General features: G+C 43.0%; 21 protein-coding genes and 1 pseudogene. 10 read left to right on the top strand and 12 right to left on the bottom strand.

Translation table 11 applies throughout. From position 1 onward, the window contains the following. Nucleotides 1-52 precede the first annotated feature (52 nt). The gene (gene bchD / locus ACM0OT_RS03425; RefSeq protein WP_414562730.1) at nucleotides 53-2,092 is read left to right on the top strand and encodes a magnesium chelatase ATPase subunit D; all 2,040 of its coding nucleotides are present in this window, start codon (nucleotides 53-55) and stop codon (nucleotides 2,090-2,092) included. A gap of 77 nt (nucleotides 2,093-2,169) precedes the next feature. Here the strand turns inward: bchD and ACM0OT_RS03430 are convergent. The 4 genes and pseudogenes from ACM0OT_RS03430 to ileS all read right to left on the bottom strand — a co-directional run. After that, nucleotides 2,170-2,274 (bottom strand): annotated as a pseudogene (locus tag ACM0OT_RS03430) (zinc finger domain-containing protein); the annotation flags it as partial. Nucleotides 2,275-2,327: 53 nt separating this feature from the next. Then, on the bottom strand, nucleotides 2,328-2,744 hold the full coding sequence (locus tag ACM0OT_RS03435; protein ID WP_414562731.1) for a type II toxin-antitoxin system VapC family toxin: 417 nt from the start codon (nucleotides 2,742-2,744) through the stop codon (nucleotides 2,328-2,330). Then, complete coding sequence (locus ACM0OT_RS03440) at nucleotides 2,741-3,055, bottom strand: hypothetical protein (RefSeq protein WP_414562733.1); 315 nt, start codon at nucleotides 3,053-3,055, stop codon at nucleotides 2,741-2,743. The genes ACM0OT_RS03435 and ACM0OT_RS03440 overlap by 4 nt, the downstream gene beginning before the upstream one ends. A gap of 119 nt (nucleotides 3,056-3,174) precedes the next feature. After that, on the bottom strand, nucleotides 3,175-6,051 hold the full coding sequence (gene ileS / locus ACM0OT_RS03445) for an isoleucine--tRNA ligase (protein ID WP_414562734.1): 2,877 nt from the start codon (nucleotides 6,049-6,051) through the stop codon (nucleotides 3,175-3,177). A 22-nt stretch (nucleotides 6,052-6,073) separates the two neighbouring features. On the opposite strand from ileS, the gene ACM0OT_RS03450 reads away from it, so the two are divergent. The 4 genes from ACM0OT_RS03450 to ACM0OT_RS03465 all read left to right on the top strand — a co-directional run bounded on the left by ACM0OT_RS03450 (nucleotide 6,074) and on the right by ACM0OT_RS03465 (nucleotide 7,441). Then, nucleotides 6,074-6,457 (top strand): DUF6883 domain-containing protein, encoded by a 384-nt coding sequence (locus tag ACM0OT_RS03450; protein WP_414562736.1) that lies wholly within the window; start codon nucleotides 6,074-6,076, stop codon nucleotides 6,455-6,457. Between the two features lie 19 nt (nucleotides 6,458-6,476). After that, a complete protein-coding gene (locus ACM0OT_RS03455; RefSeq protein ID WP_414562737.1) occupies nucleotides 6,477-6,725 on the top strand; it encodes a DUF4926 domain-containing protein in 249 nt (82 codons plus the stop codon). Between the two features lie 64 nt (nucleotides 6,726-6,789). Continuing rightward, entirely contained in the window at nucleotides 6,790-7,128 is a 339-nt protein-coding gene (locus ACM0OT_RS03460) for a DUF433 domain-containing protein (RefSeq protein ID WP_414562738.1), read from the top strand. Further along, on the top strand, nucleotides 7,118-7,441 hold the full coding sequence (locus ACM0OT_RS03465) for a hypothetical protein (protein ID WP_414562739.1): 324 nt from the start codon (nucleotides 7,118-7,120) through the stop codon (nucleotides 7,439-7,441). Before ACM0OT_RS03460 ends, ACM0OT_RS03465 begins: the two co-directional genes overlap by 11 nt. Nucleotides 7,442-7,572: 131 nt before the next feature. On the opposite strand, the gene ACM0OT_RS03470 is transcribed toward ACM0OT_RS03465, so the two are convergent. Continuing rightward, nucleotides 7,573-7,950, bottom strand: coding sequence for a hypothetical protein (locus ACM0OT_RS03470; RefSeq protein ID WP_414562740.1), 378 nt, complete (start codon nucleotides 7,948-7,950; stop codon nucleotides 7,573-7,575). 128 nt (nucleotides 7,951-8,078) lie between these two features. Between ACM0OT_RS03470 and ACM0OT_RS03475 the strand changes: the two genes are divergently transcribed. Beyond that, complete coding sequence (locus tag ACM0OT_RS03475; RefSeq protein WP_414562742.1) at nucleotides 8,079-8,267, top strand: hypothetical protein; 189 nt, start codon at nucleotides 8,079-8,081, stop codon at nucleotides 8,265-8,267. Between the two features lie 341 nt (nucleotides 8,268-8,608). On the opposite strand, the gene ACM0OT_RS03480 is transcribed toward ACM0OT_RS03475, so the two are convergent. Next, nucleotides 8,609-9,340, bottom strand: coding sequence for a Ycf66 family protein (locus tag ACM0OT_RS03480; RefSeq protein WP_414562744.1), 732 nt, complete (start codon nucleotides 9,338-9,340; stop codon nucleotides 8,609-8,611). 311 nt (nucleotides 9,341-9,651) lie between these two features. Here ACM0OT_RS03480 and gndA point away from each other — a divergent pair, with 311 nt between their 5' ends. Then, on the top strand, nucleotides 9,652-11,082 hold the full coding sequence (gene gndA, locus ACM0OT_RS03485; RefSeq protein WP_414541194.1) for an NADP-dependent phosphogluconate dehydrogenase: 1,431 nt from the start codon (nucleotides 9,652-9,654) through the stop codon (nucleotides 11,080-11,082). Between the two features lie 228 nt (nucleotides 11,083-11,310). Here gndA and patX read toward each other — a convergent pair whose 3' ends face one another. From patX to ACM0OT_RS03505, 4 genes are all read right to left on the bottom strand, one after another. Beyond that, nucleotides 11,311-11,532, bottom strand: coding sequence for a heterocyst-inhibiting protein PatX (gene patX / locus ACM0OT_RS03490; protein WP_414562745.1), 222 nt, complete (start codon nucleotides 11,530-11,532; stop codon nucleotides 11,311-11,313). Between the two features lie 101 nt (nucleotides 11,533-11,633). Continuing rightward, the gene (locus ACM0OT_RS03495) at nucleotides 11,634-13,418 is read right to left on the bottom strand and encodes an FAD-dependent oxidoreductase (RefSeq protein WP_414562859.1); all 1,785 of its coding nucleotides are present in this window, start codon (nucleotides 13,416-13,418) and stop codon (nucleotides 11,634-11,636) included. Nucleotides 13,419-13,702: 284 nt separating this feature from the next. Further along, nucleotides 13,703-14,617, bottom strand: a complete 915-nt coding sequence (locus tag ACM0OT_RS03500; RefSeq protein ID WP_414562747.1) for a hypothetical protein — start codon at nucleotides 14,615-14,617, stop codon at nucleotides 13,703-13,705. Nucleotides 14,618-14,838: 221 nt separating this feature from the next. Further along, nucleotides 14,839-15,489, bottom strand: coding sequence for a class I SAM-dependent methyltransferase (locus ACM0OT_RS03505; protein ID WP_414562749.1), 651 nt, complete (start codon nucleotides 15,487-15,489; stop codon nucleotides 14,839-14,841). A gap of 96 nt (nucleotides 15,490-15,585) precedes the next feature. Here ACM0OT_RS03505 and ACM0OT_RS03510 point away from each other — a divergent pair, with 96 nt between their 5' ends. Together ACM0OT_RS03510 and dxs are read left to right on the top strand one after the other, a co-directional pair. Beyond that, nucleotides 15,586-17,211, top strand: a complete 1,626-nt coding sequence (locus tag ACM0OT_RS03510; RefSeq protein WP_414562751.1) for an ArnT family glycosyltransferase — start codon at nucleotides 15,586-15,588, stop codon at nucleotides 17,209-17,211. 184 nt (nucleotides 17,212-17,395) lie between these two features. After that, entirely contained in the window at nucleotides 17,396-19,303 is a 1,908-nt protein-coding gene (gene dxs / locus ACM0OT_RS03515; RefSeq protein ID WP_414562753.1) for a 1-deoxy-D-xylulose-5-phosphate synthase, read from the top strand. Between the two features lie 90 nt (nucleotides 19,304-19,393). On the opposite strand, the gene ACM0OT_RS03520 is transcribed toward dxs, so the two are convergent. After that, nucleotides 19,394-19,783: a hypothetical protein gene (locus ACM0OT_RS03520; RefSeq protein WP_414562755.1), complete on the bottom strand. Its 390-nt coding sequence runs from the start codon at nucleotides 19,781-19,783 to the stop codon at nucleotides 19,394-19,396. 339 nt (nucleotides 19,784-20,122) lie between these two features. Here ACM0OT_RS03520 and ACM0OT_RS03525 point away from each other — a divergent pair, with 339 nt between their 5' ends. Then, a complete protein-coding gene (locus ACM0OT_RS03525; protein ID WP_414562757.1) occupies nucleotides 20,123-22,132 on the top strand; it encodes a cation:proton antiporter in 2,010 nt (669 codons plus the stop codon). 70 nt (nucleotides 22,133-22,202) lie between these two features. Here ACM0OT_RS03525 and miaB read toward each other — a convergent pair whose 3' ends face one another. Beyond that, nucleotides 22,203-23,567, bottom strand: a complete 1,365-nt coding sequence (gene miaB / locus ACM0OT_RS03530) for a tRNA (N6-isopentenyl adenosine(37)-C2)-methylthiotransferase MiaB (protein ID WP_414562759.1) — start codon at nucleotides 23,565-23,567, stop codon at nucleotides 22,203-22,205.

A 23,567-nucleotide genomic window follows, 5' to 3' on the forward strand; every position in this document is an offset into this window, starting at 1 on the left:
AGTGTGCCAGAAATTGCTATGCTAAAAGCCGAGACCAGCTATTTTGCTAACCATGCCCGCGCCTACTTTAAACCCTACAATTACAGCCTTTCCCTTGACAGCCGTAGTCGGCCAAGAAGCAATTAAATTAGCCTTGCTGTTAGCAGCAGTCGATCCTGGTTTGGGGGGAGTAGCGATCGCAGGTCGTCGTGGTACGGCAAAATCAGTTATGGCTCGTGCTATTCATGCCTTACTACCACCCATCGAAATTGTTAAAGGCTCCATTAGCAACTGCGACCCCAACCGTCCAGAAGATTGGGATGATTATCTATCAGCAGAGTACGCAGATCAAGATATTAACCATGTCCCCACCGAAATTGTCCCAGCACCTTTTGTGCAGATACCCTTGGGAGTGACAGAAGACAGACTTTTGGGTTCTGTGGATGTCGAAAAATCTGTCCAACAAGGTGATACCATTTTTCAGCCTGGGTTACTCGCCACAGCCAACCGAGGTGTGCTGTATGTGGATGAATTGAATTTATTAGATGATCAAATCTCCAATCAGCTACTCACAGTATTATCTGAAGGGCGCAACCAAATAGAACGTGAGGGAATTAGTTTTCAGCATCCTTGCAAATCCTTATTTATTGCCACCTATAATCCAGAAGAAGGCGGATTACGGGAGCATTTACTTGATAGAATTGCCATCTCCCTTTCTGCTGATGGTGTACTGGGCTTAGATCAAAGAGTAGCAGCAGTAGAGCAAGCGATCGCCTACTCTCAATCTCCCCAAGAGTTTCTCCAGCAATATAACGAAGACTTAGACGGCCTGAAAACTCAAATTATCTTGGCGCGGGAATGGTTAAAAGAAGTCACCATTACCCAAGAACAAATTGCCTATTTAGTAGATGAAGCGATTCGTGGTGGAGTCCAAGGACATCGCGCTGAATTATTTGCTGTGCGCGTTGCAAAAGCTGCGGCGGCCTTGGAAGGACGCACTACAGTCAACGCCGAAGATTTACGCCGGGCTGTGGAATTAGTCATTGTCCCCCGGTCAACCATCGTCCAAACGCCACCCCCTGACCAACCACCGCCACCGCCGCCACCACCACCACAAGACCAAGCAGAACAGGAAGACCAAGACGACGAAGACGACCAGGAAGACCAAGAAGAACAAGACCAAGACGAAAATCAAGAACAAGAACCACCTGATATTCCAGAGGAATTTGTTTTTGATCCAGAAGGGGTGATTTTAGATGATAGCATCCTGTATTTTGCCCAAATGGCGAAACGGCAAGGCAAATCTGGTAGTCGCAGTATAATTTTTTCCGAAGACCGGGGACGCTATATTAAGCCGATGTTACCCAAGGGTAAAGTACGACGCATTGCTGTAGATGCCACCCTGAGGTCAGCTGCACCCTATCAAAAAGCTAGACGCGAAAAAAACCCAGGTAGAAACGTCATTGTCGAACAAAGTGATATTCGTTCCAAACGCTTGGTACGTAAAGCCGGGGCGTTGGTTGTATTTGTGGTAGATGCTTCTGGTTCAATGGCACTTAACAGGATGCAATCGGCTAAAGGCGCAGTCATGCAACTATTAACAGAAGCTTATCAAAACCGTGACCAAGTAGCATTGATTCCCTTTCGGGGAGAACAAGCAGAGGTATTATTACCCCCCACACGTTCCATTGCTTTAGCACGTAACCGTTTAGAAAGATTACCCTGTGGCGGTGGTTCGCCCTTAGCACATGGTTTAACTCAAGCTGTACGTGTTGGCGTTAATGCCCAGATGAGTGGCGATGTTGGGCAAGTTGTGATTGTGGCCATCACCGATGGCCGGGGTAATATTCCCTTGGCGCGTTCTTTGGGTGAACAACTAGAACCAGGAGAAAAGCCAGATATCAAAGCAGAATTATTAGATATTGCTGCAAGGATTCGCGCCGCAGGAATGCAACTATTGGTAATTGATACAGAAAGTAAATTTGTATCAACTGGTTTTGCTAAAGAATTATCGCAAACAGCCGGAGGCAAGTATTATCATTTGCCCAAAGCCAACGATAAAACCATAGCTGCTATGACTAAAGGTGCGATCGCTGATTTAAAATCTCGATAAGGGCATAAAGTAAAACCCAACGCTTCGCTAGGAAACGCTGGGTTTAATTCTTCGGTTTTATCGCCTATTCCCGACTCTTAAAACTCTCCCGCTAAAGCTGGGATGCAGCGTTCACACAACAAGAGATGCTCTGCTGATTCTCCCACATGGACAGAGTAATTCCAGCAGCGATCGCATTTCTTCCTATAGAGTTAGAGTTTCTTTCTTTGTTCTAAAGGCGCATCAGAGTAAATCTTTATGACAAGGGAGATGCTGCCCAATTGTCATATTCTAGATTAGATATATTTTGAAAATGTTTGATATTTGCAGTAATTAAAACGCATTCATGTTGAATTGCTGATGCTGCAATAAGCAAGTCAATCGGAGCAATGAGTAAACCTTTTTGACGTAAGTCTGTGTAAATGAGACTTGCAATGTTAGCTGTTTCTAAATCTAGTGGAAAAATTTCACTGCTATTGGCAAGTATTTCAAATTTTTGCAACAGTTTTCGTGCATCTTTGTAGAGTAAACCACTTTTGATTTCGTAGTAGGTGAGAATAGAAAAAGTCAATTTATTGTGAAATTGTTGGTATTCACTGAATTTTTTGACAACTTGTTTTTCACCTCGCAAAAAGTATGACAAGATATTTGTATCTAATAAAGCTTTTTTCACAGGTCGATTTGTCTTTGTAAATCTAACGATCGCTGTTCTTCAATTTCATGTTCGAGAGTTTGTAAAATTGTGGCTTCCTCACCACTAGCAATACCAGCAAATTGCATAAAATCTATGGGTATTTGACACATTTCATTTTCTATCTCAACTGTCCCGATGAGAGCTTCTAATACATCCCAAGCATTACCATTAGGCACTGATTCAATGGCAGATTCAATTTTGATAACATAACGCTTGTTAGGTTCCAAATTTAAAGGTAAATCTGGACGCAAAAATTGACCATCAAATGTAACTATTAATGTTTCACTCATAATTTTATATGATAAGTATTTACTATTTAATTTTACTACTTATATATTCATCTGATCAGCAAAACCCAACGCTTCACTAGGAAACGCTGGGTTGCATCAAACCGGAGTATTTCTACTCTCTAAAACTCTCCGGCTAAGGCGGGAACGCACCGTTCACATAATAAGGGATGCTCTTGTGATTCTCCCACATGGACAGAGTAATTCCAGCAGCGATCGCACTTTTGTCCATCTGCATTGACTACGCCAATTTCCCAATCTACTGTTTTGGCTGTATATTTTAATCCTTGCAGTTTCTCACCAGAATCTAAAATTTCCACTTGGGAAGTCAGCAATAAATACCGCAGTTCGTCAATCCCGTTACCTTTTTTGGGGTTAAAGGCTTTGATAGCATCGCCTAACTGTTTGTGGGGGATGTGAATTAAGGCTTTCGCTTCTAGGGAAGAACCAATCATTTTTTCTACCCTGGCTTGTTCCAATACCTTGTTAACATCGGTGCGGAGTTGTCGCAGAGTTTCCCAAAATTCCCCTAAATCTGGGTCACTCCAGGCTTGGTCTACCTGCACCCAACCGGCTTCAAATACCGATTTATAAGGTGTTTTATAGGGGATATATTGCCAGATATCCTCAGCAGTATGACACAACACAGGTGCGATCGCTCTGGCTAAATTCTCTAAAGCAATCTGCAATACTGTTTGACAGCTGCGACGACGGAAAGCATCAGCAGCACTGATATACAGTCTATCTTTGGCAACATCTAAATAAAAGTTGGATAAATCCACAACGCAGAAATTCTGCACTGTTTGGAAGAAGCGGAAGAATTGAAAACTTTCAAAAGCAGCCGTCACTTCTGCAAACACCTCTGTCATGCGGTGCAGCATATAGCGGTCGAGTTCTGGTAAATCTTCTAGAGGTACTGCATCTTTTTCGGGGTCAAAATCATGCAAGCTTCCCAACAAAAACCTGGCTGTATTGCGAATCTTACCTCTAACATCATTGAGCTGCCTGATGATATTTTTACCAATACGGACATCAGAGGAGTAATCTACTGACGACACCCACAGCCGCAATACATCTGCACCATAAGGTGGTTCTTCTTTTTTATTTTTTCCGCCTTCAATAAATGTATTTGGGTCAACTACATTTCCTTCTGACTTACTCATCTTCCGCCCTTGTTCATCTAAAACAAAGCCGTGAGTCAATACAGTTTTATAAGGTGCAATGCCATTTACAGCTACACTAGTCAGCAAACTTGACTGGAACCATCCCCGGTGTTGGTCAGAACCTTCCAAATACATATCAGCCGGGTAACGTAACTCAGGACGCTGTTTAGCCACAGCCGCCCAAGACGAACCAGAATCAAACCACACATCCATAGTGTCCGTACCTTTGCGGTAAGACTTACCATCGTTGCGGTAAGACGGGGGTAATAACTCCTCTACTGAAAGTTCCCACCAAGCATCAGAACCTTTTTCAGCAATGATAGCTTGGACATGGTTGATAGTTTCCTCATTTAATAACGGTTCCCCGGTCGCTTCATCGTAAAACACCGGAATCGGTACACCCCAACTACGCTGACGAGAAATACACCAATCAGAACGTTCAGCCACCATCGGCGTGATGCGATTTTCCCCTTGGGCTGGAATCCATTTTACACTGGCGATCGCCTTCAAAGCTTCATCTCTAAAACCAGCCACCGAAGCAAACCATTGTTCCGTCGCTCGAAAAATCGTCGGCTTCTTAGTCCGCCAATCATAAGGATACTTGTGGGCGTAAGCTTCCTCCTTCAACAAAGAACCAGCAGCCGTCAACGCATCAATAACCGCCTGATTTCCCTCACCCAGCACATTCAACCCAGCAAACTCACCCGCCTCCTGAGTAAAATCACCATTATCATCCACAGGTGCAAGGATAGGTAACTTGTAACGCTGACCAACAATATAGTCCTCCTGACCATGACCAGGCGCAGTATGTACCAACCCAGTACCAGACTCAGTAGTAATATAATCACCACCAAGCACCACCGGACTTTCACGGTCAAACAAAGGATGACGATAAGTGGAACCTTCTAACTCCCGCCCCTTAAAAGTAGCCCTCACCGTTAAATCCACATCCAAAGTAGCAGCCAACCTTTCCACCAAATCAGCCGCCACAATCAAATACTCACTTTGCGTCTTTGCGTCTTTGCGCGAAACCTCCACCACCGCATAATTCAAATCACCATTCACCGCCACAGCCAAATTCCCTGGAATCGTCCAAGGAGTAGTAGTCCAGATAGCGACACTCAAATGCGGCAAATATTCCCCCAAAACAGGCTTCACCGCCTCAGCCAACCCAGTCACAGGGAAAGCCGCATAAATACTGCGAGAAGTGTGACCTTCAGGATATTCCAACTCCGCCTCAGCCAAAGCCGTCTTAGAACTAGGACTCCAATGCACCGGCTTCAAACCACGATAGATGTATCCTTTCAAAAACATCTGACCAAACACACCAATCTGCGCCGCTTCATATTCCGGCTGTAAAGTCAGGTAAGGGTGTTCAAAATCGCCCCACATTCCAAAGCGTATACAACTTTTTCTTTGATCTGCTACTGCTTCTAGTGCAAATTGTTTAGCTTTTTGCCGCAATTGTAAAGGCGTTAAGTTTTGCCGTTCTGCTGACTTCATGTTCTGCAAAACCTTTAACTCAATCGGCAAACCATGACAGTCCCAACCAGGAATGTAGCGAATCTTACGCCCTTTTAGCAGTTGGTAGCGATTAATAATATCTTTAAGAATTTTACCCAAAGCATGACCGCTATGGAATGAGCCGTTAGCGTAGGGAGGCCCATCATGAAGTATAAATAATTCGCCGGGGTTATTTTGCGACAGGCGATCGTAAATATTATTTTCTTCCCAGAACTTCTGGATTTCGGGTTCCCGCTTGATGGCGTTCGCCCGCATATCGAATTTAGTCTTGGGTAAGTTTACCGTATCTTTGTAGCTTCCAGGTTCTGTCACAGTCTCATGCCTAAGATTATATGTGCAGGTTATCCAATCAATTATAGAAGATGGCATGATTCCCCAAAATCCTTTGCTGCCCAATGCCGAAAACGCAATCATTGATATTCGTAAACTGCGTGACTACTGTCTTAATGCAAATCATCCTACAGGTAAGGATAAAGCCCGTCTTTTTTCCTCAATTTTGGGGATAACTGCTGATAATGCCGAAGAATTGCGTCAAATTATTTTGGCAAAAGTCAAAACTCAAGCAGCTAGTTTAAATCGGTGTGATGAATTTGGGCAACGTTACACACTGGATTTTACTCTAGAATGGCAAAATAAAAGTGCAACTATCCGCACTGGTTGGATAATTCAAGCTGATAGTGATATTCCCAGGTTAACCAGTTGCTATCCTTTGTTGTAATATCTTGAGGGTATCTGAAATGAATCAAAGCACACCCAAACTGCTGGATATAGTCGCACTGACAGAAGATATACCCGAATATAATTTATTGCGCGGTCAAGTCGGAACAATCGTGGAAATGTTAGCTGATGGTGCTGCATTTGAAGTAGAATTTAGCGATCGCAATGGACAAACCTATGAATCGGTTGGTTTACGTCCAGCACAAGTTATGGTGTTACATTTTGAACCAGCAGACCCTAATTTAAAGCCGGAAATAGTGGCAGTGTAATTAATTATCGCTCAATATCTGAATGTTACGATCAGGGAATATATATTATTAGCCTGAGTTAACTATGCAACTTGAAGACTACTTTAATTTTCTAGCGCCTGATGATATTCGGCTAAAAGGTACACGAATAGGAATTGAAACAATTTTGTTTGATTATCTGTTCCGTGCTAAAACTCCAGAAGAGATTGCTCAAACTTACACATCATTGACTTTAGAACAAGTTTATGCAACGATTCTTTACTACTTACATAACAAACAAACAGTAGATGCTTACATAAAAGATTGGTTAGAGTGGGGCGATCGCATGAGAGAAGAACAACGTCGCAACCCTAACCCAGTTGTAGAAAAACTACGTGGATTAAAAACTGAAAAAATGGCTACTTCCATCACTCATGGCGCTTAAGTATCTCATAGATGAGAACGTTGCTCCAATTTATACAGTTCAATTACGCCGACTAAAACCTGATTTATTTGTTTTGGCAATTGGAGATTTAACAACTCCACAAAAAGAAACATTAGACCCGGAAATTTTACTTTGGTGTGAAGCAAACGATTTTATTTTAGTTATCAATCATCGCAAATCTATGCCAGTTCATTTGGCAGATCACATAGCGCAAAATCATCATATACCAGGAATATTTATTCTCAGTCCAAAATTAAGCGTTGGTGAAAATTTAGAACAGTTACTGTTGATAACGAGTATCAAGACCGCATAGAGTTTTTACCTTTATTTTAAGAGTTGCGATCGCTTTCGGTGGGTGCTTTGTGCGTTCACCTCCGGTGGGCGCTTTGCGCCATCGCTCAAAAAGCCTCCCTTTAGTCAGGCGAGAGGCTTCTATTGGTTTCGCTAAATTGTCAGCAAGCTAATTACTTCCTCTAAATGGTTCTTAGCTTTATAAAGGGCTAATAGCTTCTCTTGATCATACCTAGCAGGTATCTCCATCCTCCTACCCTCAAAAGAAATTCTGATGAGTGCAGATTGTTCAGGTGTGGGACTACCCATCTCATCCAAAGTAGTACCTATTTCCTGGAGACTACCGAAGGATGGTGATTTTAAACCTTTACCTTCCTCTAGTTGATGTATTGCTAGTACAGGAAAGGCCATCAAGGTGGTGATGTAGCTAGTTTTGTATCCAGGATTCCCAGTAGGCTTTAAGCCATAGCGATTACAGAGCATTTTTAACTGGGGAACGCTCAACAGTTCTAACTCGGTGCGCGTGAACATAAAATAGAATTGCCTCTCTTAAAAAGTGGTATCGGTGGTGTACCAGTTTTCCAGACTATAGAACACCACCGATTTAACTCTATTCTCATGCGCGCACGTCGATATAGCTATTTTCATACTTCTTAACAATGCCTAACCCTAAAGGGAAGCCAGAAAACTTAAAACCATACGAGACAGATAGAGAAGAACCATTAACAGCAAATCTCAGTTTTCGGGTATCAGAAGCTATGAAAGAAGCAGTCAAGTCAAAAGATGACCCATCAGAATTTTGTCGCCGTGCTATCCAGGAAGCTTTAGACAAGGATAAATCTAGTTAAAAATAATTTTAAAATTAATCAACTAAAGCTCTTTCCCTTCTTTGCACCTTTGCGCCTTTGCGTGAAACAAAAATCATCCGATTAATCAACAACGCCCAAAAATAGAGTGCATAATTTGTCTTGATGAATATAGTTTTGGAAAAATTGACTGTAAAATAGATAGAGATTTTTTTATAAATAACCGATAAAGCTCAAGCAAAAGCCTTGGCTTGGGAGAATTTTTTGATGTTTCTCCAGCATTGTTTATCTAAGATCTGGGGCTTATCGCCTACCCTCATTGAGCTAAACTAATCCAAAGTGAAACCCAACGCTATATTAGGTAACGCTGGGTTTCAATCCAATCAACTAGTTTGATTATTATTCGGTGGTATTTGTTCCGATTGCGCTTCTGCTGGGGGAGCAAGTGCAGCATCCGGTGCAATTTCCTCGGCAGGAATCGGTTGTTTTTCTTCAGTCTCCGTTTCTGCTTGTGCTGTTTCCACCATTTCAGCAGATGGGGGATTTGGTGGTGTGGCTTCTGGTACAACCTTAGCTTGAGATTCAGTCTCGGCGGTAGTAACTTCTTCCTCTACGGGTTGTTCTGGTGTGGGAGTGGTTTTATCGATAATCTCCACAGCAGATTTCTCTGCCAACACAGAGGTAATATCTTCAGGTTTAGGAGTTACGGGTTGCTTTTGTACTTTATCTTTCACACCGCCAAAGGTGCGACCAATACCCTGCTGCACCTGCGCCAGCCTATCCTGGAGCGATAATTTAGTCACTTGCTGCTGAATATCAGTTTTTACTGTCTCAGGACTGGGTATTGGCGTTTGTTGTAGCAGTGGGGTTAGTTGCCGACGTAATGAAAGAGTTTGCCAGCCAAACCAAACCAAAAGAGCCACGCTAGCCACATGACCGAGTAAAAGACCCCCAGAAATGCGCGGTGCAAATACCCATAACATCAGGGCATAAAAAAGTCCAACACCACTCCAAATAAAATCATTCTTACGGTGGATTTCTGGAAAAAAGAAAGCTGATATGTAAAGGGCTAAACTACCAAGTCCAACCACAAAAGCTAGGACATATGCCAGCATTTTTTGGTTACTCCTTCATAAAATACGTCTTTTAATTTAGAGGATAGAGGCTAGAGGCGAGAGGTTAAAGTGAGAAAGTTATTTCCCCCCTGCTCCCTGCTCCCCTGCTTCTTCCTCCAGTCCCTCAACTAACAATTTTGCAAATTTTGTCACTCAATTGTCGATTTAGATACAAAATAAAATCAATTCCTTGTGTTAATTATGGATTTTTGTCATTTATTCAAGTCTTAAGGTCTTCTTTATAAGAGATGCGAAAATCTCGGTCTACCCTAAAGATAAAAGGATCTGCAAGAGTTAGCCAAAATTAATTTATGACACTACAAAGCTTTGGTGTGATTGGATTAGCCGTAATGGGCGAGAATATCGCTCTTAATGTTGAGCGTAATGGCTTCCCAATTGCAGTTTATAACCGCTCCAGAGAAAAAACGGACGCGTTTATGGCGCAGCGGGCGCCTGGAAGGAACGTCAAAGCCGCCTTTACCTTAGAAGAATTTGTCGCTTCATTGGAACGTCCCCGCAAAATCCTCGTGATGGTGCAAGCTGGTAAGCCAGTGGATGCGGTGATTGCCCAACTCAAACCTTTACTAGATGAAGGCGATATCATTATCGACGGTGGCAACTCTTGGTTTGAAGATACAGAACGCCGCACTCAGGAACTAGAACCCGCTGGACTGCGGTTTCTGGGTATGGGTGTCAGCGGCGGTGAAGAAGGCGCTCTCAATGGCCCTTCTCTCATGCCTGGTGGTACACCAAGTTCCTATGAGTATCTGTCACCAATTTTCAACAAAATTGCTGCCCAAGTTGATGATGGCCCTTGTGTAACCTATATTGGCCCCGGTGGTTCGGGTCACTATGTCAAAATGGTACACAACGGCATTGAGTACGGTGATATGCAGTTAATTGCAGAAGCCTATGACTTGCTGAAAAACGTAGCTGGATTAGATCATAATCAGCTACATGAAGTGTTCACTGAGTGGAACACCACCGACGAACTCAATTCATTTTTGATTGAGATTACATCCAATATTTTCCCTTACATCGACCCTGACACCAAAAAACCCTTAGTCGATTTAATTGTTGACGCAGCCGGTCAAAAGGGAACTGGACGCTGGACTGTACAAACTGCTTTGGAATTGGGTGTAGCGATTCCCACCATCACAGCAGCAGTTAATGCCCGGATTCTATCTTCAATTAAAGATGAACGGGTAGCAGCTTCTAAGAGCCTCACCGGCCCCAGTGCTAAGTTTGATGGCGATGTGAAGGATTTTGTGAATAAGGTGCGTGATGCCCTTTATTGTTCCAAAATTTGTTCTTACGCTCAGGGTATGGCGCTGTTATCTACAGCTTCCAAGACTTATAACTGGGATCTGAATTTGGGTGAAATGGCACGGATTTGGAAGGGCGGTTGTATTATTCGCGCTGGCTTCTTGAACAAAATTAAGAAGGCATTTCACGAAAATCCCGCATTACCTAACCTGCTACTTGCTCCCGAATTTAAGCAGACAATTCTTGACAGACAAGATGCTTGGCGGGAAGTGATTATCACAGCAGCAAAACTGGGTATTCCCGTACCTGCATTTAGTGCATCCTTAGATTATTTTGACAGCTATCGCCGCGATCGCCTGCCTCAAAACTTGACTCAAGCACAACGTGACTACTTTGGCGCACATACTTACAAGCGTCTTGACAAAGATGGAACATTCCACACTGAGTGGGTTCCCATTGCTGAAGCTAAAAAGTAAACTTTCACGCCTCTAAATCGGCATATTGTGAAAGATAAAATTGCTTAGGCTGAAGATTTGAGAGTGACTCTGAGTTTCAGGGTCACTCTCTTCATACCTGAAACCAGTGAATTAATTTCTTGGTATTTCATCATAATTCGTTGTCTCCATTGATTTATCAAGACACTTCACGTTCAATGATGAATTACGTAGACGCGCTCTATAGGTCTTCCCACACAGGATGACGAATTACGAATTAAAAGCATTTGCACTAGACTTTTCCATGAAATCTCTGCGTCCACTACCCCGATGTGGTACTGGTCTTTCTGGTTCACTAAATTGAGCTTGATATTGTTGTGAACCAGAAGGCGAAAGTAAGATCTCAGACGCACGATTTACTTTAGCTTGGCAATTAAAAGCTAAGGTACTGAACACCAGACTAGACACTAAAAGGGAAGTTGTAGCTCGCATAACAAATGTCTATTTTTAAACTTTCTTATTTAGAGCTACTTAATTTCTTGTGGTGTGTCCGGAAATTTTTGAAAAAAGTAGTGTGTTTTACTGAAAAAAAACTACTTTAACGATACGTATTCAATTTTTTCAGCTAATAACCATTGACCAGAATGATTCATGCGGCCCCAAATAGTCAGCATTTGCCCATTTACAGCGGCTTGTAGCTGCTCATCTATGTGCGATCGCCAAGTGACAATCTGCCAAGTTTGTCCATGATAAGCGCCTGGCGTTGCGATCGTGAATCGGTAATCCTGCTGATTTAGACGCTGAAAAGCGCCTGTAAAACAGTCGCTGTGCCGTGTTAATACTGAAGTATCTTCTGCGTAATAATATTTAATTAAAGATGAATTAGGGTGATTACCATTTAATGGATAAGCTTGGGGTTCATTTAAGTAATACGCTTGCCAATTAAGCCATTCCGGATATTTGGGTGATAAATCTAAATTAAATAAAGGTATAATTGATGCAGGAGATTGTAAATCTTTTAACAAAGCCTCTTGTAGTTGCCTAACAGGTAAATCTCTCGGCTGACAGTTCAACTCAACGCACATAGCCGCTGCCATTCCCGCCGCTTGACCGATACCCATGACTACAGGTTGCAATCTGGTAGCGCCATTGGCAATATGAGATACAGAAATATTCTTTTCACAAACTAATAAACCATCTGCAATAGCGGGAATCAAGCACCGATAGGGAATCGTAAAGGGTGTACCAGTCCAACGTCCCCCCCAGCAGATAGATTTAGGTTGTAGTGGTAAATCAAACCCAGGATAATGATGATCGTTGGCATAGTTACCCACCGCAATGGTATCGGGAAATAGTGATGCTACCATACCCCCCGTCATGGGCAAAATATCCTGTTCTCGCACAGTAGTTAATCCCACCAAGCGGCGACTTTCGCGGTAATAAGGATGCAATGCAAAAGCACTAGGGTTACAGGGAAAGACTGACTCCGCTAAACCATAGCGTCTACCTAAGTTTTTTTGGATAAAATGAGCAAAATTTTGACTATGCCAGCGAGATTCTTGGAAAAATTCTTGTTTATCTTGTTCTGACTTGATTAATCGTCCCACTCCTTCAGCATAGTCATTGCCACAGATAGGCCAATTGATCATCAAGCGACCTCCTGACCAACGTCCATAATTCAAAAATTTCTCTGGGCCATAATCATCCCAAGCACCAACAAACAACGATGCATCATAAGTAGGTGCAGCCAGGATTTCTGGGGCATCGGCTTCGCCAAAGTCTTGCATAACTATTACCCAAGTCGGCGCTTGCACTGGATATTTCTCTGTGAGATGATTAAAATCTACTGGGGCGCTAATTTCTCCCCACTCAGATTGCAACTCCCATCCCCAACGGTGAGGTATCTCTGCTAAAGCCAATAAATCACCTAATTCTGTACCGTCGAGAATAACCTTGGCTGTAACTGTCAAATCTGCAAAGCGCACACCAGTTATACAGTTTTCCTGTTGCAAGACTTCCAAAGGAACTTTTCCAGAAATCCAATGCAGATTTGATAATTCCTGCACCCAATCTGCAAAAATCTCTGCCCCAACACGTGGATCATAACTAAAAAAGCTGACCCAGCTATTATCTAATCCTCCTGGCTGACGCAGCCGTAATTCTTGTAAAAATGCCCCCCATAACCCAGTTTGGAAAGCCATTAATTCATTCCCATCTGGTGCAGATACCCCAGCCGATGTGAGCATTCCCCCCAACCAAGGAAATTCACTCACCAAAATAGTTTTCGCTCCCCGTCTCGCCGCTTGGATTGCAGCAGCTGTTCCTCCGGTTCCCCCACCCACAACTAAGATATCTGCTGTATATGTCTGATGTACCATGACTAAAACCCTCTGAGTTGGCAAATTCTCCTAAGATATAGCAAACAGGGCAATTGCTGTAACTTGGCATCAAATTATGATGATTTATTTGATTTTGCGGATATTTCGTGAAACGTGATAAATTCTTGACTAAGCTAACTCAAATGAGTCAAGAAGCCGGATTTTGCGAATAGGATTCTTTAACCTTGAAATTGGCTAACCAATTGGTTGTATTAGACTCTTGTGAGAGCATAGCGGAAGTAGAAAAACATACCAGATATGCTCTCTTGACTAATTAAATCACCTTACCTATTAGCACCGGCTCCAATCTGCTGCAACTCTCTGTATGCTTCAATCCGGCTCTGATGACTGTGGGATACAGACGTAAATTTATCACGTGTGCGTTGAGTTGATACTGAGATTTTAGTTACCATCGCAAATGGTGCCACACCAGGATAATCGTCCATACGCACTACTACTTGTGCATTCGTTCCCAAATCAGAAATAGAATACCTGCTTCCCCTGGTGGTAACACATTCTTCATCGGTTTGACCCACTTTGATATTACGTTCGTAGGTGTCCGGTTCAGTATCGACAATCGCGCCTTTTTTATCCAGTAGTACGAGATCCCACTCTGTGGCCAAGTTACCATCGTTGCGGACTTTGACACATACCTTGAGTTCATCATCACTCCAGCGATCATAGATGCGATTAGCTGTAACACTGGCCACTTTCAGACTATGAATGGCTTGATTACCCAAGGCCTTTTCACCCAATTGACTCACCGCCCAATAAGCGTAATCTGCTTGGCGCTTACAAGGCCCAGTCATGCCAATTCCACCCCATAGTTTGGGATTGGTGAGATAACCAAAGGAGTCCCGACTGATTTTTTCCCAGAGAGAGCGATCTTCGCAAATCTTGTAGAGATCCTTGCGAAATTCCGCTTCGCACTGTTCTTTATTTTTACCTGTTTGCGTCAACGTGGCATAACAAATATCATGCTGTTTACATGCAGGATCAAAGGTGGCGTAATAAGGAAATAAGAAAAACTTCGTTGCAGCGGTTCCGGCTGCACTACCACTTGGACCACAGTGGCCGCTAGCAGCTTGAGCCAATGGCAGTTGAATCGCGTTCTGATTGATTGACAAGTTAGAAATATAGCTAAACGTAATCACACTGAGAGCAAACGTAGCAATTTTAGTAAGTCTTGAACGAAACATTTGATTTTTCTAGATTGGTATAAGTAAGTAAACACTAGTTGTCCCCACCTTGCTAAAGCCTTGCTTTATCTAACCTTTTCGTCTATGGGGATGAGATTAGAGGGTGGAGTTTTTCTGGTGTAATTAAGTAATCAAGCGCACATTGTACGATTCCGCATACTGGTGCTACTAATACCAATTCTTTACAATTAATTAGCTATTTTCTTCCCTGCACGGCAAAGTTATTCATGAATGCGGTAAGCGATCGCAGCGTAAAATGGATCTCCTCCGGGTGCGCCCAACCACTGCAAAAAATTCGGTACTGTTGATTGATGAACGATGATCTCTGGATCTGTAAATCCGGGTACTGCGGTGAAGTAGCGCTTGACTAATTCTACCCGCGTGGCTTCTGAAGCATCTCGCCAAGCCTGAATCGCCTTTTGGTAAAACATGCGGTTGGAAAAGCTGATAATTGCTACACCACCCGGTTTAAGGATGCGGTGAATTTCTGAAAAAACGGCTTCCGGATATTGCATATACTGCACGGAAACACAATTGAGAACCGCATCAAAACTTTGATCTGGCAGGGGTAATTGCGGATTATCGTTGATATTTTGGACAAAGTAATGATTTAGCCGGGGATTACGTCCTAGTTCTTCTGCATTGAGTCCATGTCCTTCCACATGGGCAAATTCCATCTCTTCTGGTAGATGAGATACCCAACTGCTCATCAGGTCAAGTATCCGCGTGTTAACTTGGAGGCGATCGCCATATAAATCTGTTAGCCGTTGAATAAATCCTTCATCTACATGGGTGACAAAGCGGGGATAATCGTAAAATAACTTGTCATCCGTATCATCTAATTTTTGGCGTTGATCAGGTTTTAATAGCATAAATATCTAAATTTGGGAGATTTCACCCTAAAATGGCGTAATTGTCAGTATTAATTCATTAACTATTTTGTAACATATTTTAATATTATCTATTCAATGTTATATAAATTACGTTTATTACAACCTATTTGGCAGCAAATCCGTTTATCAGCGGTATTTCCTTATATTAGTTTGTTACTTTGGCTACTCCCCTTATTGTTATTCAGTTCTGGGGAAAATAGCCTCATGGCACATGATGAAGGACTTTACGCCAGGCGATCGCGTGTGATGTTTGAATCTGGTGATTGGATAGCGCCTTGGGGAACTGTCCACCATAAAACCCCAGGCCCTTATTGGATCATTGCGATTTCCTATCAGTTGTTTGGTATTAGTGAAACTAGTGTGCGACTACCGAGTATGATGCTGGGTATTTTGAGCGTATTTCTGATATATGCAATTGGCGAAATCATCCTGAATAAAAGACTAGCTTGGCTAGCTGGGGCGATTTTAAGTGTGCAATTTCTCTGGTTGCAATATTGTCGTTTAGGCACGCCTGATGTGCCGATGATATTTCTGGTACTGTTAGCAATTTGGTGTTTATTAAAAGCAGAATTACATCCTCAATATGACTATTTTTGGAGTGTTATTGCTGGTTTAAGTTTAGGTCTGGGCTTCTTGGTCAGAAGCTTTATGATTTTTTTACCAATTATCGCTTTATTACCTTATTTAATTGGAGAACAGCGCCGTCATCGTCATCTTACCAACCCCATTTTATATTTAGGTTTTATAGTCGGTTTGATTCCTACCTTTAGTTGGTTATGGTTTAGCTGGCTACGTTACGGCAATGATAGTTATCAGGAATTACTCAGATTTGTTTTCCAATTAGGGTCTAATGAACGTGGGGGGAATGGAGTAATATTTTATTTATGGAATGTGCCACTCAAAGCATTTCCTTGGTTCTTTTTTGGACTTTTAGGCTTAGTTTTATTATTGCGTCATCCTATTAATCGCTATCAATTAATATTAGTTGGCTTTCCAGTAGTATTGTTTGCCGAACTCAGTGTTTTTTCTACTCGTTTATCTCACTATAGTCTTGGTCTTTATCCCTTTATAGCTTTGCTGGCGGCTGTGGGTTTAGAGTGGTTGGGGCGGGGGATGAGGGATATCAAAAAATTATCCCATGACTATATCCAGAAAATTTCGCGTAATCTCAGTTATGCCTTTGGGGGATTAGGTATTTTGCTAGTGGTAGCAGGTACAGTTGTGGTGATGTGGGTAAATGATGTTGATATCCGCAAATACGCACTTATCGGCTTAATTATGGGTTTGGGTTGGTTAATTTTGCCGATGGTGTGGATTGGTCGTTACCAATGGCATCAAAAGTTTCTCACTACTGGTTATTGGCTAGCTGGTTGGTTAATTCCTTGTTGGCTAGCTTTGGCTGTGGCAGGTAGTTTGGGCTTATTTAGTGATTATAACCCTGAGGTGAAAAATTTTCTCCAACAGCCTGCGATCGCCTCGATTCTCCAAACTCATCCGATTTACTTTGTGCAAGTGGAAGGTAAAACTGGTGTACTACTCAATTTTTACACTCCTCTTCATGGTGAACCAGTAGAATCCATTTCCCAATTGCCAGCTTCTAGCTATGCTTGGACTTCTGCTGTTCAGGCGACGCAATCAACTACCCCTTACCGTGTTCTCGGTACTGTGCAACAGCATCAATTAATCCAAGTTGCTGAATGATACCAGCAAGGAATTAGGGAAATAAGGGAGAATGATATAAGTGATTTTTCCCCATGTCTCCAGTGCCTAATTCCCATTCCCCAACTACAGTGTTAAGTTGCTTGCCGATAATTCTGGAGACATCCCCACCGTGGGAAAATCAAATCATGCTAGAAGTAGAGTTTAGAGAGGAACACCCTATAATATGCATCTGAGTGAAATCACCCATCCTAACCAGTTGCATGGTTTGTCGATCCGGCAACTGCAACAAATTGCCCGTCAGATTAGAGACAAGCACCTACAAACCGTAGCAGCAAGTGGAGGACATCTGGGGCCTGGTTTGGGTGTTGTCGAGTTAACACTGGGGCTTTACCAAACGCTGGACTTGGATCGGGATAAAGTCATTTGGGATGTAGGACACCAAGCTTATCCCCACAAATTACTTACAGGACGCTACAGTAACTTTCATACTCTCAGGCAAAAAAACGGAGTAGCAGGTTATCTCAAGCGGTGCGAAAACAAGTTCGATCACTTTGGCGCCGGACATGCTTCTACCAGTATTTCCGCAGCACTGGGTATGGCTTTAGCGCGAGATTTGAAAGGGGAAAAATTTAAATCAGTCGCTGTCATTGGTGATGGTGCTTTAACTGGGGGTATGGCTTTAGAAGCTATCAACCATGCAGGACACATGCCCAAAACCAACCTGCTGGTTGTTCTCAACGACAACGAAATGTCCATATCTCCCAATGTGGGGGCGATTCCCCGTTATCTCAACAAAATGCGCCTGAGTCCACCGGTGCAGTTTATCAAGGAGAATCTTGAGGAACAGCTTAAACAAATTCCTTTTGTTGGTGAGTCCCTGTCCCCTGAACTCGGACGCATCAAAGAAGGTATGAAGCGTTTAGCTGTGCCTAAAGTCGGTGCAGTTTTTGAAGAATTAGGCTTTACCTATATCGGGCCAGTAGACGGGCATAACTTAGAAGAATTAATCACCACTTTCCAACAGGCACACGAAATCATTGGGCCAGTATTGGTACATGTGATTACAGTCAAGGGTAAAGGTTATGAAATCGCCGAAAAAGATCAAGTAGGCTATCATGCTCAAAGTCCCTTCAACCTGACAACAGGCAAAGCTGTTCCCTCCAGCAAACCCAAACCCCCGGCTTATGCCAAAGTCTTTTCTCACACCCTAGTCAAACTGGCCGAACAAAACCCCAAAATTATTGGGATTACGGCAGCAATGGCTACAGGAACAGGTTTAGATAAGCTGCAAGCCAAATTACCTCATCAATATATTGATGTCGGTATTGCCGAACAACATGCTGTCACCCTAGCTGCGGGACTAGCATCTGAAGGGATGCGCCCTGTGGCAGCTATCTATTCCACTTTCCTGCAACGGGGTTACGACCAAATCATTCATGATGTCTGTATTCAAAATCTGCCGGTGTTCTTTTGTCTAGACAGAGCAGGTATCGTTGGTGCTGATGGCCCTACTCACCAAGGTATGTATGATATTGCCTATCTACGTTGCATACCTAACATGGTGATGATGGCACCCAAAGACGAAGCCGAACTGCAACGCATGATAGTGACTGGTATTAACCATACTAGTGGGCCAATATCTATGCGTTTCCCTCGTGGTAACGGTTACGGTGTGCCTTTGATGGAAGAAGGCTGGGAACCTTTAGAAATCGGGAAAGCCGAAATTCTCCGCCACGGAGATGATGTGTTAATTCTGGGTTACGGCACAATGGTTTATCCGAGTATGCAAGCGGCGGAAATTCTCAGTGAACATGGCATTCAAGCAACTGTGATCAATGCCCGGTTTGTCAAGCCTTTGGATACTGAATTGATTTTGCCTTTAGCGAAACAAATCGGCCGTGTCGTCACTTTAGAAGAAGGCTGTGTGATGGGCGGTTTCGGTTCTGCGGTGGCAGAAGCCTTACTAGATGCTGATGTCGTAGTTCCAGTGAAGCGTATTGGTGTGCCAGATATATTGGTCGACCATGCTACACCAGATGAATCTAAGGCAGAACTAGGTTTAACTAGCCGTCAAATAGCCGAAAGAGTTATGGCAGCTTTCTTTCAGCAAAAATTATCGGCTGTTGTTTAGTTAATAGTTAATGAAAAAAGAGTGGGTTATTTTCCCACTCTTCTATATCTAATGGGATTTTTAAAGCCAAGCAGTTTGGTTTATGGGTAATTAATGAGGGCTGCAACTAATTGTTGTCATACCATTAGTGGAAACTGAAACATATACTCTATATTCGGCTGGACATGTTTGTATAGAGTTACCTTGTCTAATTTGAATATCTTGTGCAAGCTGGCAACTTTGAAACTGCCCTTGATCATCAAAAGATATATATCTTTGAGCTTGGCAATAAAAATTAGATGTCCCTGAACTGGAACTAGATAGCTGTACTGTCATGTCTTGGCCAAGCACACAAGTTGCTAGTGAGTTATTGGCATAATGACTAATTGTTCCGGGTTCACAAACAATTGATGCTTGAGCAGGCAGAGAAGCAACAAAATTAATTGTTAAAAGTCCCCAAGTATAACTTAAAAATGCCAAACTTTGAGAGCAAATTTTCATAGAAAAATACAACTTTAGTTAGTGTATTTATTCTAGGAGTTTTGATATTTTAAATCTCAGGGGCAATTTACTGAAAAATAATATCTCTAACTTTAAACTGACTTAACATTTAACGTTGGTAAAATTAATATTGTTATTAATTTGAACGCGCTGCTAGGGATTAGCCAGTCCCCAGTCTTTAGTCGCTCATACCCAATACTTAAGTACAAAATACGTATTTCAACACTGTCAATGCGATTGAAGTTTTCAGAAGGTACTAATATTTGAGTCAGTGCAACTAACTATAGTGCCTGAAAAACAGCTAAAAAACCAGAGGCTATCGCAACCTGAGGGCAGAGTATGACTGACTTTTTAATGACTACCCTAATATCCACCCCCATTAAAGAACCGGTACCGGTTTTTCTGATGATTTTGGGGATTATGCTCATCGCCCCCCTGTTATTTGAAAAAATTCGCCTACCTGGGATTGTAGGATTAATTTTGGCTGGGGTCATAGTCGGGCCAAATGGACTAGGACTGTTGGCACGAGATAGCACGATTATCCTGCTGGGCACAGTGGGTTTGTTATTTCTCATGTTCATGGCCGGGCTGGAAACAAGCCTAGATGACCTGAAATATAACGCTGATAAGGCAGTTCTCTTTGGACTGGCTACTTTTCTCGTACCGATGATCTTGGGTACGGGAGCCATGATGGCCATTGGTTACGGTTTGTTGCCAGCTGTTTTGGTGGCATCCTGTTTTGCCTCTCATACCCTATTGGCGCTACCTGTAGCTAGCAAACTGGGAATTATGCGTTCTCAGGTGATGACTACCACTCTGGGAGGGACGTTAATTACCAATGTTTTGGCGTTGTTGGTGTTAGCAGTGGTGGTAAGGGCGCATCAAGGTAATTTAACCTTACAGTTTTGGCTAACCTTGATTCCTTCACTGATTGTCTACACCTTCCTCACACTTTGGGGACTACCGCGTTTGGGACGCTGGTTTTTTCAGCGCTTTGGACACGACGAAGGGGCAGAGTTTACCTTTGTTTTAGCTACTTTATTTGTAGTTTCCTATGGCGCCGAATTAATTCAAGTTGAGCCGATTATTGGTGCTTTCTTAGCGGGTGTTGCCATTACCCAACTGATACCGCACCTTAGCCCCTTGATGAATCGGATTCAGTTCATTGGTAATACGCTATTTGTACCATTTTTCCTGATTTCTGTAGGCATGTTGGTGAATCCCTTAATTCTGATTCAGGAACCGCAAGCCCTAGTAGTATCAGGTGTCATGGTGGCTGCTGCTGTTGGTACCAAATTCATTCCGGCTTGGGGTGTAGGTAAGTTATTTGGATTCAACTTTGACAACATTATGGTGCTGTTTGGACTATCAGTAGCGCAAGCAGCCTCGACTCTGGCGGCGATTACAGTTGCTTTTAATATTGAGTTGGTTGACCAATTAACAGTCAACGGCACCATCGCCATGATTTTAGTTACCTGCATTGCTTCTCCTTGGATTACAAATCAGTGGGGACAAAACCTCAAGCCCGGAGAAACCACTATTACCACTCCGCAGACAGCAAATATAGGCGATCGCGTGTTAGTTCCAGTTGCTAACCCGAGTACTGAAGACAACTTGCTTCAGTTGGCGATTTTATTAGCAAAATCATCTACGGGTACTTTATTACCGCTGCATATTTTACTAGAAAAAAGTGCCCCCATTTCCCTAGAAGATAAAACCAGACAAAACCAATTACTATCAACCGCCGAAATGATTGCTCATGCTGCGGTTGTTGATGTCACCTCCATTGGGCGAATTGACGAATCGATTGATAAAGGTATTGCCCGCGTAGCAGAAGAAAAACAAGCCAGTGTCATTATCTGCGGTTGGAAAGGTTACTCTACATATCAAGAAAACTTATTTGGTGGTGTCATTGACAAAATTGTTCAACGTAGCTCAGTACCCGTTTTAGTCAGTCGATTCCCACTACCAATTGAGCATACAAATCGAGTATTTTTGGCATTCACTACCCAGCAAACTTACGCTAGTTCTTTTGGGCAGAGTATCCAATTAGCTAAAAGTTTGGCGACGGAACTCAAAGCATCTCTACAACTATTACAAGTAGTCCCAGTTAGAGGAGCCAAGGTTGATTTAACTAATGCTGATATTCCCGCTGATACACCAATTCAACAGGTGCGAGGTAATTTTGTTCGCCAAGTTTCTCGGTTACTCACAACCAACGACTTACTAGTATTAAATGGCACTGTGGAACAGAAGACACAACTATTTTCACTGCTCGGTCATGCACCAGAGGCGATCGCTCGTAGTCACCCTGAGGTAGCAATGATTATTGCTTATTTTCCGCAATAAAACAGCCCCTCAGACTGGAAGTCTGGGGCTATACAAACTAAGCCTGCCTACGCAGGCTAGAATCATATGATTAAACTGGCACGGCTTGTCGCACTTCTACAGGTTCGCCTGTCAAGCTAAAAGCGCGGACTTCGGTAATTTTTACCTGTACCAACTGCCCTCTTAATTCATTGATATCGCCAGTAAAGAAGGTTAAACGATTACCGCGTGTACGTCCCATTACTTGGGTAGGATCTTTAGAGTTTTGCTCTTCTACCAACACTTCTTCAACGCGTCCCATGTAACGCTGCGATCGCTCAGAGGCTTTGACGTTGACTAAATGGTTTAATCTTTGTAGGCGATCGCTTTTCACTTCTTCGCTGAGTTGATTTTCCCAGATAGCGGCTGGTGTTCCAGGACGTGGCGAATATGCGGCTGTGTTCAATAAATCAAAGCCAATATCTTCTACCAGTTGCAAAGTCTTTGCAAATTGTGCTTCTGTTTCTCCTGGAAAGCCGACAATGGCATCACCACTAATTGATGCATCAGGCATATAGCGGCGAACAGTATCAATAATCCGGCGATATTTTTCGTGGGTATAACCCCGCGACATCGCTTTCAAAATTTCGTTATCTCCAGATTGAAAAGGAATGTGGAAGTGTTCGCACACTTTGGGTAACTCGGCACAAGCTTGAATTAATCTCTCCGTGAAATAACGAGGGTGACTAGTAGCAAATCTTAGCCGCTCAATTCCTGGCACATCATGGACATAATAAAGCAAATCCGTGAGTGTGTGCAGATGCCGACCTTCTGGAGTTGCACCAGGTAAATCTCTGCCATAAGCATCAATATTTTGACCGAGTAGGGTCACTTCTTTGTAACCTTGTCGTCCTAGCTCCTCCATTTCTGCGCGAATTGCTGTCGGCGTACGAGATTGTTCTACACCCCGCACATTAGGCACTACGCAATAAGTGCAGCGTTCATTACAGCCGTAAATCACATTCACCCACGAGGTCACTTTGCTATCCCGTCGCGGCTGGGTGATATCCTCCATGATGTGAACCGCCTCAGTAGCCACAACTTGCTGACCCTCGAACACGGTTTCTAGCAAGTCTTTGAGACGATTGGCGTGTTGTGGCCCCATCACCAAGTCTATTTCTGGCACTCGCCGCAACAGAGTTTCGCCTTCTTGTTGGGCAACACAACCAGCGACAATCAATGTTAAATCCGGCTGTTCATGCTTACGCTTGGCTTGTCTACCGAGGTAAGAATATACTTTCTGTTCAGCATTATCACGAATGGTACAAGTATTGTAGAGAATTAAATCTGCTTGATTGGGGTCTTCTATAAACTCAAAGTCCATGTCTTCTAAAATACCAGCCATGCGCTCAGAGTCGGCTTTATTCATTTGGCAACCGAAGGTAATAATGTGGTAGCGGCGTTTAGAAGTGGTCAT

It is taken from the genome of Anabaena sp. CCY 9613 (assembly GCF_963920895.1).
In the GTDB taxonomy this organism is placed as follows: Bacteria; Cyanobacteriota; Cyanobacteriia; order Cyanobacteriales; family Nostocaceae; genus Cyanocohniella.

Excerpts from the sequence above, each read along its gene's own strand:
- ACM0OT_RS03520 (WP_414562755.1), bottom strand. The coding sequence starts at position 19,783 with ATGAAAATTTGCTCTCAAAGTTTGGCATTTTTAAGTTATACTTGGGGA.
- ACM0OT_RS03455 (WP_414562737.1), top strand. The coding sequence starts at position 6,477 with ATGAATCAAAGCACACCCAAACTGCTGGATATAGTCGCACTGACAGAA.
- ACM0OT_RS03470 (WP_414562740.1), bottom strand. The coding sequence starts at position 7,950 with ATGTTCACGCGCACCGAGTTAGAACTGTTGAGCGTTCCCCAGTTAAAA.
- ACM0OT_RS03500 (WP_414562747.1), bottom strand. The coding sequence starts at position 14,617 with ATGTTTCGTTCAAGACTTACTAAAATTGCTACGTTTGCTCTCAGTGTG.
- ACM0OT_RS03440 (WP_414562733.1), bottom strand. The coding sequence starts at position 3,055 with ATGAGTGAAACATTAATAGTTACATTTGATGGTCAATTTTTGCGTCCA.
- ACM0OT_RS03475 (WP_414562742.1), top strand. The coding sequence starts at position 8,079 with ATGCCTAACCCTAAAGGGAAGCCAGAAAACTTAAAACCATACGAGACA.
- ACM0OT_RS03510 (WP_414562751.1), top strand. The coding sequence starts at position 15,586 with ATGTTATATAAATTACGTTTATTACAACCTATTTGGCAGCAAATCCGT.
- bchD (WP_414562730.1), top strand. The coding sequence starts at position 53 with ATGCCCGCGCCTACTTTAAACCCTACAATTACAGCCTTTCCCTTGACA.
- ACM0OT_RS03460 (WP_414562738.1), top strand. The coding sequence starts at position 6,790 with ATGCAACTTGAAGACTACTTTAATTTTCTAGCGCCTGATGATATTCGG.
- dxs (WP_414562753.1), top strand. The coding sequence starts at position 17,396 with ATGCATCTGAGTGAAATCACCCATCCTAACCAGTTGCATGGTTTGTCG.
- ACM0OT_RS03465 (WP_414562739.1), top strand. The coding sequence starts at position 7,118 with ATGGCGCTTAAGTATCTCATAGATGAGAACGTTGCTCCAATTTATACA.
- gndA (WP_414541194.1), top strand. The coding sequence starts at position 9,652 with ATGACACTACAAAGCTTTGGTGTGATTGGATTAGCCGTAATGGGCGAG.
- ACM0OT_RS03495 (WP_414562859.1), bottom strand. The coding sequence starts at position 13,418 with ATGGTACATCAGACATATACAGCAGATATCTTAGTTGTGGGTGGGGGA.
- ACM0OT_RS03480 (WP_414562744.1), bottom strand. The coding sequence starts at position 9,340 with ATGCTGGCATATGTCCTAGCTTTTGTGGTTGGACTTGGTAGTTTAGCC.
- patX (WP_414562745.1), bottom strand. The coding sequence starts at position 11,532 with ATGCGAGCTACAACTTCCCTTTTAGTGTCTAGTCTGGTGTTCAGTACC.
- ACM0OT_RS03505 (WP_414562749.1), bottom strand. The coding sequence starts at position 15,489 with ATGCTATTAAAACCTGATCAACGCCAAAAATTAGATGATACGGATGAC.
- ACM0OT_RS03525 (WP_414562757.1), top strand. The coding sequence starts at position 20,123 with ATGACTGACTTTTTAATGACTACCCTAATATCCACCCCCATTAAAGAA.
- miaB (WP_414562759.1), bottom strand. The coding sequence starts at position 23,567 with ATGACCACTTCTAAACGCCGCTACCACATTATTACCTTCGGTTGCCAA.